Source organism: Microbacterium sp. NPDC056736 (genome assembly GCF_042790415.1).
Taxonomy (GTDB): domain Bacteria; phylum Actinomycetota; class Actinomycetes; order Actinomycetales; family Microbacteriaceae; genus Microbacterium.
In genome coordinates this window covers 383,385-399,789 of record NZ_JBHTZE010000004.1, presented here as the reverse complement: position 1 = coordinate 399,789, position 16,405 = coordinate 383,385, and the positions used below count along the sequence as shown (strand labels likewise).

Here is a 16,405-nt window from a genome sequence, read left to right as displayed (position 1 = left end):
TGCGGGCTGCCGTCCCCCTCCCCCTACCCGGGTTCGGGGGCGCGGCGTTAACTTTGGGGGCGCACCCCGCGCGCCCCGAACGCACGCCGGGCGCCCCGAACCCGGAGAGGACGACGGATGCCGCGGCTCAGGTGATCAGAAGATCGAGACCGGGTTGACGATGTCGGCGAGGATCAGCACGCCGCCCATCGCGATGAGCCCGATCACGACGATGAACGTGACGGGCACGAGCTTGGTCGCGTCGACGGGCTTCGGCGGCGGACGGCGGAACAGCTTCGCCCAGACCCGCTTCAGCCCGTCCCACAGCGCCACGGCGATGTGCCCGCCGTCCAGCGGCAGCAGCGGGATGAGGTTGAAGACGAACAGCGCGATGTTGAGGGAGGCCAGCAGCGACAGGAAGCCGGCGACCCGGTTGAGGATCGGCGCCTCCGCGGCGGCGACCTCGCCCGACAGGCGCCCGGCCCCGACGATGCTGAGCGGTCCGTTCGGGTCGCGCTCCTGGCCCGTCACCAGGCTCACCCCGGTGTCCCAGACCTTTACCGGCAGCTGCCAGATGATGGCCGCGACCGCGCCGACGTTCTGCAGCGCCATCTGCGGACCGACCCAGATCGGCTGGCGCACGTACTCGACCACGGGTCCGACGCCGAGGAACCCCACCTCTTCCGTCGTCGTCGTGCCGTCGGCGGCCGTCGTCTCGGACTCGATGGTGGCGGGCGTGACGGTGAAGGATCGGTCGGCACCGTCGCGCTCGACGACGAACGTGAGCGCCTCGCCGGGCGACGAGCGGATGATCGCGGATGCCTCTGCGAAATCGGCGACCGGCTCGCCGTCGATGGACACGAGGGTGTCGCCGGGGAGGATGCCGGCCGTGGCGGCGGGAGCGGCGGGATCGGATGCCGTGCACTCGCTCGCGCTCGTGGCCGGCACGCACTCGGACAGGCGGGCGACCGTGGTCGTCGCCGTCTGCACGCCGATGCCGGTGAGCAGGATCGCGAACAGCACGATCGCGAAGAGCAGGTTCATCACCGGCCCGCCGAGCATCACGACGACGCGCTTCCAGACCGGAAGCCGGTAGAACACCCGGGTGTCGTCGCCGGCGTGGAGCGTCTCGTCGTTGGCGTCGCGGGCGTCCTGGACCATCGTGGCGAAGAACCCGCCTCCAGCGCGCCCGGCGCGGCTCTCGGCCTGCGGAGACGGAGGGTACATGCCCGCCATCGAGATGTAGCCGCCGAGCGGGACCGCCTTGACGCCGTACTCGGTCTCACCGATGCGCCGCGACCACAGCGTCGGGCCGAACCCGATCATGTACTGCCCCACGCGGACGCCGAACTTCTTCGCGGGCCAGAGGTGGCCCAGCTCGTGCAGGGCGATCGACACCGCCAGGCCCACGACCATGAGCACGACGCCGATGACGAACGCGAGGACTTCCACACGCTCACGGTACCCGCGTCAGGCTTTGAGTTGGGTGTGACCGTCGACCGCCGCCGGGGCGCCGTGCGGGCGCGAGACGGGCCGTATCCGTCCCGTAGGCTCGACGCGAGGAGGAGCCGTGACCCCACGCCACGTCCGCGCGCTGCGCGGGACCGCGGGCGCGTGGGTCGCGACGATCGTCGCCGCAGCCGCTCATACGCTCGGCGGCGGCGGAGCTCCGCCCGTCGCGCTGGTGGCGGCCACTGGGGTGCTGGCCGCCCCGTTCGCCGTGGCGATCGCGGGGCGGCGCCTGGCGATGTGGCGCGTGGCAGCCACGGTGCTCGCCGCCCAGGCGCTCTTCCACGTCTCGTTCGCCGTCACCGCCGGCACCGATCCGGCCGCGCTCCACGGACACCATGTCGCGCACCTCGGCGCCGACCTCAGCGCCCTCGTCCTCCCGGACGCCCCCATGCTGGTCGCCCATGCGATCGCGGGCGCCGTCACCGTGGCCGTGCTTCACGGCGGTGAGCGGGTGCTGCGGGCCCTGGGCCGCGGCATCCGCTCGGTGTTCTCGCGCGCCCGCGCCATCGCCCCGCGCGCGCCGATGCCCGCCCGGATCGGCATCGTCGTCTCGCGGCCTCGCCTCACGGTCGCCGTCGTACTGTCGGACGTCTCGCGACGCGGCCCACCCGCTCTCGTCACCGCGGCGCGCTGACCGCCGCACGTCGCCCGGACACGCGCCCGCGTGGACCGGTTCCTGTGCGTGCCCCTCCGAGCACGCGTCGATCGGCGCGCCCGACGACACGAGACGAAAGACGAAAGAACCGACATGGACAACACCTCCCGCCTTCCCCGCTCCCGCACCCTCACCGCCGCCCTGGGCCTCGCGGCCGGCCTCGCCGTGGTCGTGGGCGCGCCGCTCGCGGCCGCAGCCCACGTGCACGTGTCCCCCGATGCCGCCCCGGCCGGCGGAACCCGGACGCTCGCGTTCTCGTTCAGCCACGGCTGCGACGGCTCTGCCACGACCGCGCTCTCGATCGGCATCCCCGACGGGGTCGCCAACGCCACGCCGATCGTGCAGGGCGGCTGGACCATCTCGCGCGAGCCGGGCGCCGACGGCGTGCCGACGCACGTCGTGTTCACGAGCGACAGCCCCGTCGAGGACGGGCTCAAGGCCGCCGTCTCGATGGACGTCCTGTTCGCCGAGGACGCCGCCGGCACGACGCTCGCCTTTCCGGTGACCCAGACGTGCGTGGTCGGCGAGACCGCGTGGTCGCAGCTGGCCGAGGACGGCGAGGACCCGCACGACCTCGACGCGCCCGCGCCGCTGGTGATGGTGACGGATGCCGCAGACGCCGTCGACGGACACGCCCCGGGAACCGCGACCGCCGACGGCGACGGCGACGAGCACGCCGCGCATGACGCCGCGGCGGCCGACGCGGATGCCGCGGCATCCGGCACCTCCGCCGACCCGGCCGCCCGCTGGCTGGCAGCCGGCGGTCTGGCCGCGGGACTCGCCGCGCTCACCGTCGTGCTGGTGCGGCGCCGCCGGTCGTGACCGCGCCGGGCGCGTCCGCCGCAAGGCGGGCGCGCCCCCACCCCGCCCCCGCCTCGCGCCCGGGGTCGCGTGCGGAGGCCGGCCGCGGGGCGCCGTGCGAAGATGGATGCGCCATGCCGACCGACGCGCCCTCCAACCTGCCCCCGGTACTCCGCCCCGACGCGCCGCCGACCCATTCCCTCGCCGACCTCGCGGCGCTCCTGGGCACCGAGGTGCGCGGCGACGCCGACGGCGTGACGCTCACGGGCATCACCCTCGCGACGGCCGACCTCCGCCCCGGCGACGTGTTCGTCGCCGTGCAGGGCGTCAACCGTCACGGTGCCGAGTTCGCCGCGGTTGCCGCCGAGAGGGGCGCCGTCGCGGTCGTGACGGATGCCGCCGGCGCCGACGACGCCGCGTCGAGCGGCCTGCCCGTGATCGTGGTCGAGGACCCGCGTGCGCTGCTCGGCGAGCTGTCGGCGTGGGTGTACCGCACCGGCCGCGACGACCGGCTGCCGACGTTGTTCGGCACGACGGGCACCAACGGCAAGACGAGCGTGTCGCACCTGCTCGAGGGCATCCTCGGCCAGCTGGGCGTCACCACCGGCCTGTCGTCGACGGCCGAGCGTCACATCGCAGGACAGGTCGTCGTGTCGCGCCTGACCACCCCCGAGGCGTACGAGATGCACGCGCTCCTGGCGCTCATGCGCGAGCGCGGCGTCGAGGCCGTGGCCGTCGAGGTGAGCGCCCAGGCGCTGAGCCGGCGCCGCGTGGACGGGATCATGTTCGACGTCGCGGGCTTCACGAACCTCACCCACGATCACCTCGACGACTACGCCGACATGCGCGAGTACTTCGAGGCGAAGCTGCCGCTGTTCCGCCCCGACCGCGCGCGCCGCGCCGTCGTGTGCATCGACTCCGAGCCGGGCGCGGAGGTCGTCGCCCGCAGCGAGGTGCCGACGGTGACCGTCGGCACCCCGGACCTGGCGTCCGACGCGGCGACCGCGGCCGCCGCCGACTGGGTGGTCGAGATCCTCGACGAGCGCCCGGTGGGCACCGAGTTCCGCCTGACCGCGCGCGACGGGCGCACGCTGACGACGCTCGTCCCGGTGATCGGACGCCATATGGCCGCCAACGCCGGCCTCGCCATCGTGATGATCCTCGAGGGCGGCTACGCCTGGGAGCGTCTCGTCGCCGCTCTGGACGGCGGGCGCATCGAGGCCTATCTCCCCGGCCGCACGGAGCTCGTCTCGGGCGAGACGGGTCCGGCCGTCTACGTGGACTTCGGCCACTCCCCCGACGCGTTCGAGAAGACCCTCGCCGCGGTGCGGCGCGTGACGCCGGGCAAGGTCGTCATGCTCTTCGGCGCCGACGGCGACCGCGACGCCACCAAGCGCCATGACATGGGCCGCACCGGCGTCGAGGGCAGCGACATCCTCGTGATCACCGACCACCACCCCCGTCACGAGGACCCCGACTCGATCCGCGCCACCCTCATCGAGGGCGCGCGCCGCGCCCGCCCGGATGCCGAGATCCACGAGTACTCGCCCCCGGAGCGCGCGATCATCGAAGCCGTCGCGCTCGTCGGCGACGGGGACGCGATCCTGTGGGCCGGTCCCGGCCACCAGGACTACCGCGACATCCGCGGGGTCCGCACCCCGTACTCGGCGCGGGAGCTGGCCCGCCGAGCCCTCCGCGACGCCGGCTGGCCGGTGCCCGAGCCGCACTGGCCGGTGCCGTACCCGGACGCCGAGACGCCGGCATCCGATCCCCTCCGTCCGGCTTTCCCCACGGCCTGACCCCTCTGCCGCCCCACGAGGGCGAGCGCACGACCCGGTGCGGAGGAGTGCCGGGCGGCGACAGGGTCAGGATGCCGCGGCGATCGCCTCGTCGGCGGTGCGGCGGGCCCACGCCTCGGCCTCGGAGAGCGAGTCGCGGGTGAGGGCGTCGGGCGCCTCGTGCGCGTCGACCACGCGCGCGACGGTGTCGACGATGGCCAGGAAGGCGAGCCGGCCCTCGTGGAAGGCGTCGACCGCCTGCTCGTTCGCGGCGTTGAAGACCGCCGGATAGGTGCCGCCGGCGCGACCCACCTGCTTCGCGAGGCGGACGGCGGGGAAGGCGTCGTCGTCGAGCGGCTCGAACGTCCACGAGGCCGCCGTCGTCCAGTCCAGCGGGCGCCCGACCCCCGCGACGCGGTGGGGCCAGTCCAGACCGAGCGAGATGGGCAGCCTCATGTCGGGCGGGGATGCCTGGGCGATCGTGGACCCGTCGACGAACTCGACCATGGAGTGGACGATCGACTGCGGGTGGACCACCACGTCGATCTGGGCGTACGGGATGCCGAACAGCAGATGCGCCTCGATGACCTCGAGGCCCTTGTTCACGAGCGTGGCCGAGTTCGTCGTCACGACGCGTCCCATGTCCCACGTGGGGTGGGCGAGCGCCTCCGCCGGCGTCACGCTCTCAAGGGACGCGCGGCTACGACCTCGGAAAGGGCCGCCGGATGCCGTCAGCACGAGCCGACGCACCTCCTCGGGCTCGCCGGAGCGCAGCGCCTGCGCGATCGCGGAGTGCTCGGAGTCGACGGGGACGATCTGCCCCGGCCGGGCGAGGGCGGTGACGAGGTCGCCGCCGACGATGAGGGACTCCTTGTTGGCCAGAGCCAGGGTGCGTCCCGTCTCGAGCGCCGCGAGCGTGGGACCGAGGCCGACCGAGCCGGTGATGCCGTTGAGCACCACGTCCGCTTCCACGTCGCGGACGAGCTGCTCCGCCTCGGCGGCGCCCAGCGCGGTGTGCTCGACGTGGAACTCGTCGGCCTGGGCGGACAGCGCGGTCCTGTCGGAACCGGCTGCGAGACCGACCACCTCGAATCGCCGCGGGTTGGCCCGCACGACGTCGAGCGCCTGCGTGCCGATGGAGCCGGTCGAGCCGAGGATGAGGACGCGCCGCATCGGGCCAGCCTATCGACCGGCCGGACGCGGCCGGCGTCTACTGCTGGGCTGCGCGCTGGACGCCCAGGATGTCGATGACGAAAACCAAGGTCTCGCCGGTGAGGTCGGCGTCGTTGATCTCGCCCTCGCCGTAGCCGAAGGCCGGCGGGATGACCACGAGCACCTGCGAGCCGACGGCCTGACCCTCCAGCGCCTGCTGGAATCCCTCGACGACGCCGGTCGTCGCGAAGGCGGCGGGCTGTCCGCGCTCCCAGCTCGAGTCGAAGACCGTGCCGTCCGACCACTTCGCACCGCTGTACTGCACGAAGACGGTGTCGCCGGGCTCCACGACCGGGCCGTCGCCGGTCTTCAGCTCGTCCAGCTGCACCTCGGCGGGCGGCTCCGTGTCGGGGATGCTGACGGTCGGGGCGCCCTCTTCGGAGAACTCCACGGTCGGGAAGCCGTCGGCCGGCTCCTGCTCCTCGCCGCCGGCGGTCGTCGGAATGAGCTGGGTGGTCTCGGCGACGATCACCACAGGCGAGGCACCCTCGCCGAAGGCGCTGCCGGGAATGGACATCGCGACCGTCGACCCGAGCGGAGCGCACTCGAGAGCGGCGACGAACAGCGAGTAGTTCTGCGGGTCCAGGAGGATCGGGACCTCGCCGGAGTCGTCGGGCGACGAGTCGGAGGAGTCCTGCAGCAGCTCGCCGGTCGAGCCGTCGTACACCGAGTAGAAGCCGCTGACGAGCTCGCCGGCCGCGAGGTCGTCGTCCGAGCCCTCGGTCACGATGGTGCGCTCGATGTCCTCGAAGGCCAGCGAGTCCGGCACGGTGGCGGCGAGGTCGGCGCCGGAGCCGGTGACCTCGATCGCGTCCGAGTCGGCTCCCGACTGCGCATCGAGGAGGCACGTGGAGTCGGCGCTCGACGACGGCGACGGGGTCGTGTCGGGATCCCCCGAGCCCGAGCAACCGGCGAGCACGAGTGCCGACAGCGCGGCGGCGGACAGGGCGGCGAGCGGGCGAATGCGCACGGAGAGACCTCGAGTCGATGTAAGGGGAGCCTCCATCCTTTCGCATCTTTTCTCGGATCGCGCTGAGAACCGGTCATGCCGACGCCGGAATGCGACGGGGAGTACCCTCTACGGGTGACTTCCGACCTCGTACCAGGCACAGACGACAGGGCCGACGAGACGGCAGAAGCGCAGGACTCCGCACCGGGCGCCGTCCGTATGGGATCGACGTACGCGCTGGGCCGATCCATCATCACGCCGCTCGCCCGCCTCGCCTACCGCCCGCGTGTCGAGGGCAAGGGGAACGTCCCGAGGACCGGTCCGGTGATCTTCGCGAGCAACCACCTGTCGTTCATCGACTCCGTGGCGATCCCCGTCGCCGCCCCGCGGCCCGTGCACTTCCTCGCCAAGGCGAGCTACTTCGAGAAGCCGGCGTCCCGCTGGTTCTTCACCGCGATCGGCGCCATCCCGGTGCAGCGCGGTGCGGGGCAGGCCGCGCTGGACGCCCTCGATCAGCAGCGGGCCCTGCTCGAGGAGGGCAGCGCGGTCGCGCTGTACCCCGAGGGGACGCGCTCGCTCGACGGGCGCCTGTACAAGGGACGCACCGGCGTGGCCTTCCTCGCCCTGCAGACCGGAGCGCCCGTCGTGCCGGTGGGGCTCATCGGGACCGACAAGGTGATGCCCGTCGGCGCGAAGAAGCCCTCGATGAAGCACCGCGTGACGGTGAGGTTCGGCGAGCCGCTCGACCTCTCGCACCACGGTCCCGCGTCGTCGGGGCGGGCGCGACGCCTCGCCACCGACGAGATCATGGCCGCCATCCACGCGCTCTCCGGTCAGGAGCTCGCCCACGCCTACAACGAGGTTCCGGCCCAGAACCCGATCGAGCGCATCCGCCAGGTCCTCCCCCACGAGCGGCGCTGACCCTTCGCCGGCCGGCCGGTCGGCAGGATCGGGTCGCGGGCCGGATCAGCCCGCGTCGGCGACGACCACGGTGGGCTCGTGCCGCACCGGGAAGTTGACCGAGTTCGCGATGAAGCACCACTCGTTCGCCTGTGCGTGCGCGGCGGTCGCGGCATCCGTCATCGCGGCGTCCGCGACGGTCACGCGCGGGCGGAGCACGACCTCGCGGAACGCGCCGCCGCCGCGCCCGTCCTCCACCATGAGACCGGATGCCTCGTCCTCGTAGCCGACGACCACGACGCCCGCCTTCACGCACGCGTGCAGGTACGACAGGAGGTGGCACTCGCTGAGAGCCGCGAGGAGCAGGTCCTCGGGGTTCCAGCGGGCAGGGTCGCCGCGGAACGGCTTGTCGGCGGAGGCGGCGATGGCCGGCTTGCCGTCGATCTCGAGCGTGACGGACCGGTCGTAGTCGCGGTACCCGGAGGTTCCGGTGCCTCGATCACCCGTCCAGGTGGTCCGGACGGAGTATCGATGCTCGCCCCACATGTGCACAGTCTGTCATGCAGGACCATCGCGGGCGCGACGGTAGGCTGGCGGGGTGCCGCAGACCTTCGCCGCAGCCGACGCCGTCGAGCTCGCCGTCGTCGATCGCAGCGGTTTCATCGAATCACGCCACGCCGGGATCGCCGTCGTCCTCCGCGCCGACGGCACGATCGCCGAGAAGCTCGGCGATCCGTCGTCCCTCGTGCTGCCGCGATCGAGCCTGAAGCCGCTCCAGGCGCTCGCGTGCCTGTCGGCGGGCGCCCCGCTCGAGGGTGACCGGCTCGGCCTCGCCACGGCGAGCCACTCCGGAACGGACCGCCATGTCGCGGTGGTGCGTGAGATCCTCGCCGCCGCCGAGCTGAGCGAAGACGCCCTCGGCTGCCCTGCGGCGTGGCCCGGCGACACGGCCACGCGCGACGAGCTCGTGCGGGAGCTCGGCCGGCCGCAGCGGGTGCGCATGAACTGCTCGGGCAAGCACGCCACGATGCTCCTCACGAGCGTCGTCAACGGGTGGGATCCCGAGGGGTATCTGTCGCCCGCCCACCCGGTGCAGCAGCTCATCCGCGACACGATCGAGCGGCTCATCGGCGAGAAGGCCGCAGCGGTCGCCGTCGACGGGTGCGGCGCCCCCGTGTACGCGATGACGCTGTTCGGGCTCGCGCGGGCGATCCACCGCATCGGCAACTCGTCGACCACCTCCCCGTTCGCCCTGCACCGCAGCGCCGGCGCGCTCGTCGAGGCCGTGCGCGCGGCGCCGTGGACGATCGACGGCCCCGGCCGCCCCGACACGATCGTGATCGAGCGACTCGGCGTCTTCGCGAAGGGTGGTGCGGAGGGCGTCATGGTCATGGTCGCCCCCGACGGCACCACCGTCGCGCTGAAGATGCTCGACGGCAGCGGCCGCGCCGCCGCGGCGGTCGCGCTGCGGCTGCTCGAGCGGCACGGCGCACTCGCGTCGGCCGACGTCGCCGACGCGATGTCGAAGCTTCCGCTGACCGTCACCGGCGGCGGACAGGATGTCGGGGCCATCCGCCCCGCCTTCTAGAGGCGCTCCCACGAGGAGCCCGAGCGCTCCAACGGCGGAGCGGAAAGGATGACGCGATGAGGATCAGCGTCCCCACCGAGGTGAAGAACAACGAGTACCGGGTCGCCCTCACCCCCGCGGGCGTGCACGACCTGGTGGCGGCAGGCCATGAGGTCTTCGTGCAGCGCGGCGCGGGCGAGGGCTCGTCGATGCCCGACGCCGAGTACGAGGCCGCCGGCGCGGAGATGCTCGACGACGCCGCGGAGGTGTGGGCCCGCGCGGAGCTGCTGCTGAAGGTCAAGGAGCCGATCGCCGGCGAGTACGGCTACTTCCGCGACGACCTCGTGCTCTTCACGTACCTGCACCTGGCCGCTGACCGCCCGCTGACCGAGCGCCTCGTGGCCGACCGCGTCACGGCGATCGCCTACGAGACCGTGCAGCTTCCCGGCGGCGGGCTTCCCCTCCTCGCCCCGATGAGCGAGGTCGCCGGCCGGCTGGCTCCCATGGTCGGCGCCAACACGCTCATGCGCTCGGCGGGGGGCCTCGGCCTGCTGATGTCGGGGGTGCCCGGCACGCGTCCCGCGACCGTGACGGTGATCGGCGGCGGCGTCGCCGGCGCGAACGCCGCGGTGATCGCGGTCGGCATGGGTGCGGACGTCACCGTCTTCGACACCAACGTGCAGCGCCTGCGCTATCTCGACGACCACTTCCAGGGCCGGGTGAAGACCGCCGCCTCCAATCCCCTCGACCTGGACCGCGCGGTCGCTGCCTCGGATCTCGTCATCGGCTCGGTGCTGATCCCCGGCGCGAAGGCGCCCAAGCTCGTGACGAACGACATGGTCGCGCGCATGCGACCGGGTTCGGTGCTCGTGGACATCGCGGTCGACCAGGGCGGCTGCTTCGAGGACACGCACCCGACCACCCACGCCGACCCGACCTTCCCGGTCCACGGCAGCATCTTCTACTGCGTGGCCAACATGCCCGGCGCCGTGCCGAACACCTCGACGTCCGCGCTCACCAACGCGACGCTCCCCTACATCCGCCAGATCGCCCGACGCGGCTGGACGGAGGCGCTGCGAGCGGATGCCGCCCTCGCGGCCGGTCTCAACACCCACGGCGGGCGGGTCGCCAACGCCGGCGTTGCGACCGCGCACGGCTTCGAGGTCGCACCCCTGGAGGGCGTGCTCGTCTGACGCGCCTGCGGGCGGAGGATCCCCGGGTCGCCGACGCGCCCGGGGATCGTGCGTGCGGGGATCGTGCGTGGCATCCGAGGCCGGCGGGCTACGCCCGGCGGGCGCCGGTCCATGGCGCGCTCTGACGGTTCGGCGGGACGTCCGCGGCGGGCAGCACGATGCGGACGGGATCCGCGCCCGCGACGATGAGCCACGCCCGCGCCCGCCCCGGCTCGCAGTACGGGGGCACGCCGCGGAAGCCGGCCAGCACGCGCAGCTCGGCGGCGCAGGACGTGTCGACCACCAGCTCGTGGTCTCCGCGGACGTCCGCGAGCAGTCGCCAGTGCCGCTGCCAGTCGTCCGGCTCCCCCGCCACCACGACGGGCCCGTCCGCCACGCGCGCGGGCGCGGCGGCATACTCCTCGAGGCCGAGGACCGTCACGCCGCGCTGCTCCCACGCGGCGAGCGCCCGGCGCCCGGCCGGCGACCTGCGGGCCACGAGACCTGTCAGCCGGCCCTCCGGCGTCCACGTCGCGTCGGCAGCGGCGGGCGTCACCGGCGCCGCCGGTGCGAGCGCCAGCTGCACCGGGCGCCCGTCGAGGCGTCCGCGGCCGGCCGGCGCGGAAGGGTCGTGGGCCGCGGGGTCGCCTCCCGCGGCGGCGTGGTCGATGCGCGTCGCATAGGGAAGCACGATGCGGCGCGGAAACAGCTCTGCGATCCTGGACACGGCGCCCGTCACGCGGTGGGCGCCGGCGACGACGAGCACACCGCTGTCGCCGGATCGCCGCACGAAGAGCTCCACCCGCTCGAGGACGGCCTGCGCATGCTCGGGAGGGAAGCGCAGCGCCACCGCGTCGAGGTCGTCCAGGAGCACGATCGTCCCCGGCGCCGGAGGCTCCTCGGACAGTCTGGCCACGGCATCCCACATCCCCTCCAGCCCCGCGGGCACGCGCTCGACGGCGCCCGGCGCCTGCGCCTGGATGAGGTCCAGCGCATTCGAGACGCCGGACCCCGGTCCGCCGAGTACGAGGATCGCCCGATCGCCGGCGGCCACCGTGACGACCGGCTGCCGCTGCCGGTCGGGCTCGTCGGCGATTCCGAGCAGCACCCCACCGTGCGCCGCCGGATCCGCTGCAGCCCGGCTCGCCAGCTCGTCGAGCCCGACGACGCGAGGAAGCTCCGGCAGCCAGGGCCTGGACGGCGCGCTGGTGCCGCCCCGCCGCGACGCCGTCGCGACGTCCTGCGCACCCGACAGGGCGACCCGCACCGGCTGCGGAGCCGCGTCGCCGGCACGGCGCACGTAGGCGGTGCCGCGCCTCTCCGCACCGCCGGGCAGCATCGCCGCATCGTCAGTGCCGATCACGGCCCTGCTGTCGGCGGCGTCCGTCACGCGCAGGCTGATGCGCAGCGGGCAGTTGGCGAGCAGGTTGTCGCGGATCACCCCGGCGGCGCGCTGCGTGCCGAGGATGAGGTGGATCCCGAGCGCCCGGCCGCGCGCGGCGAGGTCGGCGAACAGACCGTGCAGCTCCGGCTGATCCGCGAGCAGCGCGGCGAACTCGTCGACGACGACGACCAGCCTCGGCAGGCGCACGCGCGGGTCGACGATGTCTCGCGCCCCTGCGGCGGCGATGGCTGCCTCGCGACGCCGGAGCTCGGCTCGCAGGCTCTCGATGGCGCGCCGCGCGCCCGAGCCGTCGAGGTCGGTGATCACGCCGGTGATGTGCGGAACGCCGGCGAGTCCGTCGAACGCCGTGCCGCCCTTGAAATCGGCGAGGAGGAAGGTCACCTCGTCGGCGGACCGCGTCGCGCACAGCGCCAGGATCCACGTGATGAGCAGCTCGCTCTTGCCTGCTCCGGTGACGCCGGCGACGACGGCGTGGGGGCCGTCGGCGACGAGATCGACGACCGCCGCGTCGCCGGCCGTCACTCCGATGACCGCGGGCAGCCCGCCCCCGATCGCCTCGGGCGTCGCGGGGAGCAGCGGCGACAGTGCGATCGGGCCGTCGTCCTCGCGCGTCATCCCGAGCGTGGCCTCGGCGCGCGCGGTGAGATCGGCGGCGATCTCCTCGGCCTGCAGGCGGGAGACGGCCTCGACGGCGAGCGTGACGACCTCGCCGCCGTATTCGAGGCGCGCGGAGGCGGGCGCGGTCACGGTGATCACCGCCTGGCAGCGCGGTGGCGGCGGATCGCCCGGACGACACCGTGCAAGGACGATGTCGGCGTGGGCGGGCACGAGCTCGCCGGGGCCGACGATGGCCAGGCCCGATCCGGAGGCCGCGGCGCGGTGCGGCAGCGTCTCCGCCCACTCCATGCCGCGGCCGAGGGGGCCGACGATGCGCACGTCACCGGGAGCGAGCGCAAGGCACAGCTGCAGGGCGAGCGCCCGCTGCACGGCGGCGCCGATCGTCTCGCCGCCGACGACGGCGACGCCGGCCTCGAGCGGCACGGTGATCGGCGCGCCGGCCACCCGCGCGGCGCGGCGGCGCAGCAGGGCGGCAGCCGGATCACCGTCGCCGCCGCTCACGCGCACCGCGCTCGCGCGCTCCCCCTCCCCGACGACGAGCGAGGCGATCCGCCCCGAACGCCACACGTCGCCGGGTCGCCGCAGGAGACGCGCCGCATCCGGATGCCGGGACCACAGCTGGGCGCGCTCGGTCTCGTGGCGGGCGGCCACCGCCGAGGACACCGCCTCGCGTGCGCGTGCCGCTTCGGCGCTCGCGCGTCTGCCGTCGCGCCGCGCCGCGCGGCGGGCGTCGGCGACGGCCGCCCCGGCGATGAGCGGGCCGAGGAGGGCGAACCAGAGCGAGTACACCGAGCCGGTCACGAGCCACAGCACGACGGCGCCCACGACCGGGACGACGGCGGCGACGACGGGGAGCGGCGGTCGGGCGGGCGGCGCCCAGGCCGCAGGGAGGGTCAGCGGCTCATCGTCGATCGCGAGGGGAGCCTCGGTGGCCGGAGAAGCGGGCGCGCGCATGCGCCCAGTCCACAGCGGCGGGGCTCGCCCGGCGTGACGCCCGCGCGGATCTGTGGATGCGGCGGGGTCACTCCCCCGCTGTGGAGGAGTCCCCGTCGTCGGCGCCGCCTGCGGCCGGCCGGCCGACGTCGAGCACGACGATCGTGATGTTGTCGCGCCCGCCGTTCTCCAGCGCTGCGTCGAGCATGGCCATCACGGCGTCACCCGGATCGGGGTTCTCGTCGAGGAAGTGGCGGATGCCGTAGTCGGTGAGCTCCTTCGTCAGCCCATCCGAGCAGATCACGAACCGGTCGCCCTCCAGGACGTCCAGGCGCACGTAGTCCGGCGTCACGCCGTCGCTCGGGCCGACGGCACGCGTGATGACGTTGCCGTACGGGTGGTTCTCGGCCTCTTCGGGACTCAGACGGCCTGCCGCGACGAGCTCCTGCACCACCGAGTGGTCCGTCGTGATCTGCACGATGGCCCCGTCGCGCACGAGGTACACGCGGGAGTCGCCGATGTTGAGGGTCACCCAGTGCGGCGCGTCGCCCGACGTGTCGAGGAAGACACCCGTGACCGTGGTGCCCGTGCCGTCGTCCGTGGCCTCGGGGTGGGACGCGATGTCCTTCACCGCCCGCGCGAGCGCCTTCTCGATGGTCTTGGGCGTGACGTTGCCGCTGCCGGCGACCGCCCGGAGCCGCTCGATCGTGCTCGCACTGGCGATCTCGCCGCCGACGTGCCCGCCCATCCCGTCGGCGACGACGAACAGCGGGTACTCCGCGAACACGGCGTCCTGGTTCACCTCGCGGCGGCGGCCGGTGTCGGTGACGGCCGCCCAAGCGAGCTCCAGCGCACCGCCCGGAACCGGAACGGTGAGCGACTGGGTGGATACCTCGGGCACGCCGTGTCCTCTTCGTCGCTGCCGCGGAAGCCCGTCGCCTCCGCGTCATCACATACTAGTCGGTTACTCGCGGGGGTCCTCGGACGCGGCGAGCGCCGCTACAATGATCCGCGCGCCGGCGCGGCGGCTCAGGCGGTGGCGGCGGCTCAGGCGGTGGCGGCGGCTCAGGCGGTGGCGGCGGGCGGCGGGAAGATCCCGTCGATCGCCTCGAGGTCCGCCGCCGTCGGCGTCCAGGCCGTCGCCGCCTCGGCGTTCGCGCGCACCTGCTCCGGGCTGGTGGCACCCGCGATCACGCTCGAGAGCCCCGGCCGGGCCAGCAGCCAGCCGAACGTCGCCTGCAGCATCGTGATGCCCCGCTCGTCGCAGAACGCCTGGAACGCCTCGAGCGCGTCCCACGGCGCGTCCCGGTAGAGGTGGGGCCGCTGCCGCATGATGCGGGAGTCGGCGGGCGCGGCATCCCTCGTGAACTTGCCCGTCAGCAGGCCGTTGTGCAGCGGGAAGTACGGCAGGAACCCGACGCCGTACCGCTCGACCGCCGGCAGCAGGTCGAGCTCCGCACCGCGCGCCAGCAGGCTGTAGTGGTTCTGGGCCGACACGAAGGGCACGCTGTGGCGCATGAGCGCGGTGAAGTGCGCCTCGGCGACCTGCCACCCCGCGAAGTTCGAGTGTCCGATGTAGCGCACCTTGCCCTCGCGCACGAGGTCGCCCAGCGCGTCGAGCGTCTCTTCGACGGGGGTGGCCGGGTCGGGCACGTGCAGCTGGTACAGGTCGATCCAGTCGGTCTGCAGCCGGGTGAGGGATGCCTCGACCGCGCGCCGCACGTACGAGCGCGACCCCTTCGACCCGGTCGTCGGGTAGCCCATGTCGCGCGTCTGCCCGAACTTGGTCGCGAGCGTGACCCGATCGCGCCGCCCCTTCAGCGCCTCTCCCATCAGCGTCTCAGAGAGCCCCGGCTCGCGCCCGTACATGTCCGCGGTGTCGAGGAAGGTCACACCCGCGTCGATCGCGGCGTCGAGCACGGCGCGCGTGCCGTCGAGGGTCTCGGTCCGGGTCCCCTCGCGGCCGAAGTTGTTGCAGCCCAGTCCGACGGCGGAGACGAGGAGACCGGACGCGCCCATGCGGCGCAGCGGAACAGTGGAGGTCATTCCTCCACGTTAGCCGCGGGTCGGCGGCCCGCCGGAAGACGCGACAGCCCCTCGCCGGATCGGCGAGGGGCTGTCGGAGCGGTCGTCGCTACGGCTTCGCGGGAGCCGGCGGCTCCGGGGCCGGCGGCTCCGTGGCGGGAGGCTCCGTGGCGGGAGGCTCCGCCGCGGGCGAGGTCGCCCCAGGCTCGGCGGCGGGCGGAGTGGCCGGCGCGGCCGGAGCTGCGGGCGGCGGCGCGTAGCCTGCCGGCGGCGCCGGCGGCGCAGCGGACGCGGTCGGCGCGGGCGGAGGTGCCGAGTATCCCGCGGGCGGCTCGTACGCCGCTGGGGCGGCGCCGTATCCGGGTGCTGTGGCGGGGTTCGCCGGGTAGCCGCCCGCCGGGGTCTGCGCGGGAACGCCGCTCCACACCGTCTTGTCGGCGAGGAAGCTCCCCGCCCAGGGCGCGGCCGGGATCGCGGTGTTCCAGCGCGAGCGGTCGAACGCGTTGATGCCCAGCCAGACGATCGCGAGGAAGAAGTACAGGATGAGCCAGACGGCTTCCTTCTGCAGCTTCAGCCCCACGCGCCACGCGGCGAGGAGCGTGTACAGGAAGGCGGCGAGGCCGATGAGCGAGCCGAGCACCGGCACCCAGCCGAGCACGATCCCGCCACCCCACAGGATCAGCAGCCACCACGGGTTGAGGTCGCCGAGCTTGACGAAGATCAGGGTGTTGTAGACGGGCACCCAGGCGCGCCAGCGCCCCTGCACCCCTGCCTTGTCGAAGATCTTCATGAGGAACCAGGAGCCGATGACGTAGCCGGCGATGGCGATCAGGAAGAGGAAGGGGGCGATGATGAGCCAGGCGAGGAGCGCCCCGGCGCCGCCGTCGTTGTAGTCCATG

14 protein-coding genes are annotated in these 16,405 nt (G+C 73.8%); 6 read left to right on the top strand and 8 right to left on the bottom strand.

Annotated features, from left to right (window positions below):
* Positions 1-135 precede the first annotated feature (135 nt).
* Positions 136-1,431, bottom strand: coding sequence for a M50 family metallopeptidase (locus tag ACFRAL_RS11255; protein ID WP_336398592.1), 1,296 nt, complete (start codon positions 1,429-1,431; stop codon positions 136-138).
* A gap of 118 nt (positions 1,432-1,549) precedes the next feature.
* On the opposite strand from ACFRAL_RS11255, the gene ACFRAL_RS11250 reads away from it, so the two are divergent.
* The 3 genes from ACFRAL_RS11250 to ACFRAL_RS11240 all read left to right on the top strand — a co-directional run bounded on the left by ACFRAL_RS11250 (position 1,550) and on the right by ACFRAL_RS11240 (position 4,746).
* A complete protein-coding gene (locus tag ACFRAL_RS11250; RefSeq protein ID WP_378882798.1) occupies positions 1,550-2,125 on the top strand; it encodes a hypothetical protein in 576 nt (191 codons plus the stop codon).
* A gap of 114 nt (positions 2,126-2,239) precedes the next feature.
* Positions 2,240-2,968 (top strand): YcnI family protein, encoded by a 729-nt coding sequence (locus ACFRAL_RS11245; RefSeq protein ID WP_378882795.1) that lies wholly within the window; start codon positions 2,240-2,242, stop codon positions 2,966-2,968.
* 113 nt (positions 2,969-3,081) lie between these two features.
* Positions 3,082-4,746, top strand: a complete 1,665-nt coding sequence (locus tag ACFRAL_RS11240; RefSeq protein ID WP_378882792.1) for a Mur ligase family protein — start codon at positions 3,082-3,084, stop codon at positions 4,744-4,746.
* Between the two features lie 66 nt (positions 4,747-4,812).
* Here ACFRAL_RS11240 and dxr read toward each other — a convergent pair whose 3' ends face one another.
* Both dxr and ACFRAL_RS11230 read right to left on the bottom strand, forming a co-directional pair.
* Positions 4,813-5,898, bottom strand: a complete 1,086-nt coding sequence (gene dxr, locus ACFRAL_RS11235; RefSeq protein WP_378882789.1) for a 1-deoxy-D-xylulose-5-phosphate reductoisomerase — start codon at positions 5,896-5,898, stop codon at positions 4,813-4,815.
* A 37-nt stretch (positions 5,899-5,935) separates the two neighbouring features.
* Complete coding sequence (locus ACFRAL_RS11230) at positions 5,936-6,907, bottom strand: FKBP-type peptidyl-prolyl cis-trans isomerase (RefSeq protein WP_378882786.1); 972 nt, start codon at positions 6,905-6,907, stop codon at positions 5,936-5,938.
* Between the two features lie 75 nt (positions 6,908-6,982).
* On the opposite strand from ACFRAL_RS11230, the gene ACFRAL_RS11225 reads away from it, so the two are divergent.
* Entirely contained in the window at positions 6,983-7,807 is an 825-nt protein-coding gene (locus ACFRAL_RS11225; protein ID WP_378882783.1) for a lysophospholipid acyltransferase family protein, read from the top strand.
* Positions 7,808-7,852: 45 nt separating this feature from the next.
* On the opposite strand, the gene ACFRAL_RS11220 is transcribed toward ACFRAL_RS11225, so the two are convergent.
* On the bottom strand, positions 7,853-8,332 hold the full coding sequence (locus ACFRAL_RS11220) for an OsmC family protein (RefSeq protein ID WP_336398586.1): 480 nt from the start codon (positions 8,330-8,332) through the stop codon (positions 7,853-7,855).
* Between the two features lie 52 nt (positions 8,333-8,384).
* Between ACFRAL_RS11220 and ACFRAL_RS11215 the strand changes: the two genes are divergently transcribed.
* Together ACFRAL_RS11215 and ald are read left to right on the top strand one after the other, a co-directional pair.
* Positions 8,385-9,374, top strand: coding sequence for an asparaginase (locus tag ACFRAL_RS11215; protein ID WP_378882780.1), 990 nt, complete (start codon positions 8,385-8,387; stop codon positions 9,372-9,374).
* A gap of 56 nt (positions 9,375-9,430) precedes the next feature.
* Entirely contained in the window at positions 9,431-10,546 is a 1,116-nt protein-coding gene (gene ald / locus ACFRAL_RS11210; protein WP_378882777.1) for an alanine dehydrogenase, read from the top strand.
* Between the two features lie 88 nt (positions 10,547-10,634).
* Here ald and ACFRAL_RS11205 read toward each other — a convergent pair whose 3' ends face one another.
* The 4 genes from ACFRAL_RS11205 to ACFRAL_RS11190 all read right to left on the bottom strand — a co-directional run bounded on the left by ACFRAL_RS11205 (position 10,635) and on the right by ACFRAL_RS11190 (position 16,404).
* Positions 10,635-13,502 carry an FtsK/SpoIIIE domain-containing protein gene (locus ACFRAL_RS11205; RefSeq protein ID WP_378882774.1) on the bottom strand — a complete coding sequence of 956 codons (2,868 nt, stop codon included), beginning with the start codon at positions 13,500-13,502 and terminating at the stop codon, positions 10,635-10,637.
* Positions 13,503-13,569: 67 nt separating this feature from the next.
* Positions 13,570-14,382, bottom strand: coding sequence for a PP2C family protein-serine/threonine phosphatase (locus ACFRAL_RS11200; RefSeq protein WP_378882771.1), 813 nt, complete (start codon positions 14,380-14,382; stop codon positions 13,570-13,572).
* A 164-nt stretch (positions 14,383-14,546) separates the two neighbouring features.
* Positions 14,547-15,527 carry an aldo/keto reductase gene (locus ACFRAL_RS11195; RefSeq protein ID WP_378882768.1) on the bottom strand — a complete coding sequence of 327 codons (981 nt, stop codon included), beginning with the start codon at positions 15,525-15,527 and terminating at the stop codon, positions 14,547-14,549.
* Positions 15,528-15,615: 88 nt separating this feature from the next.
* Positions 15,616-16,404 carry a large exoprotein gene (locus ACFRAL_RS11190; RefSeq protein ID WP_378882765.1) on the bottom strand — a complete coding sequence of 263 codons (789 nt, stop codon included), beginning with the start codon at positions 16,402-16,404 and terminating at the stop codon, positions 15,616-15,618.
* Position 16,405 lies beyond the last annotated feature (1 nt).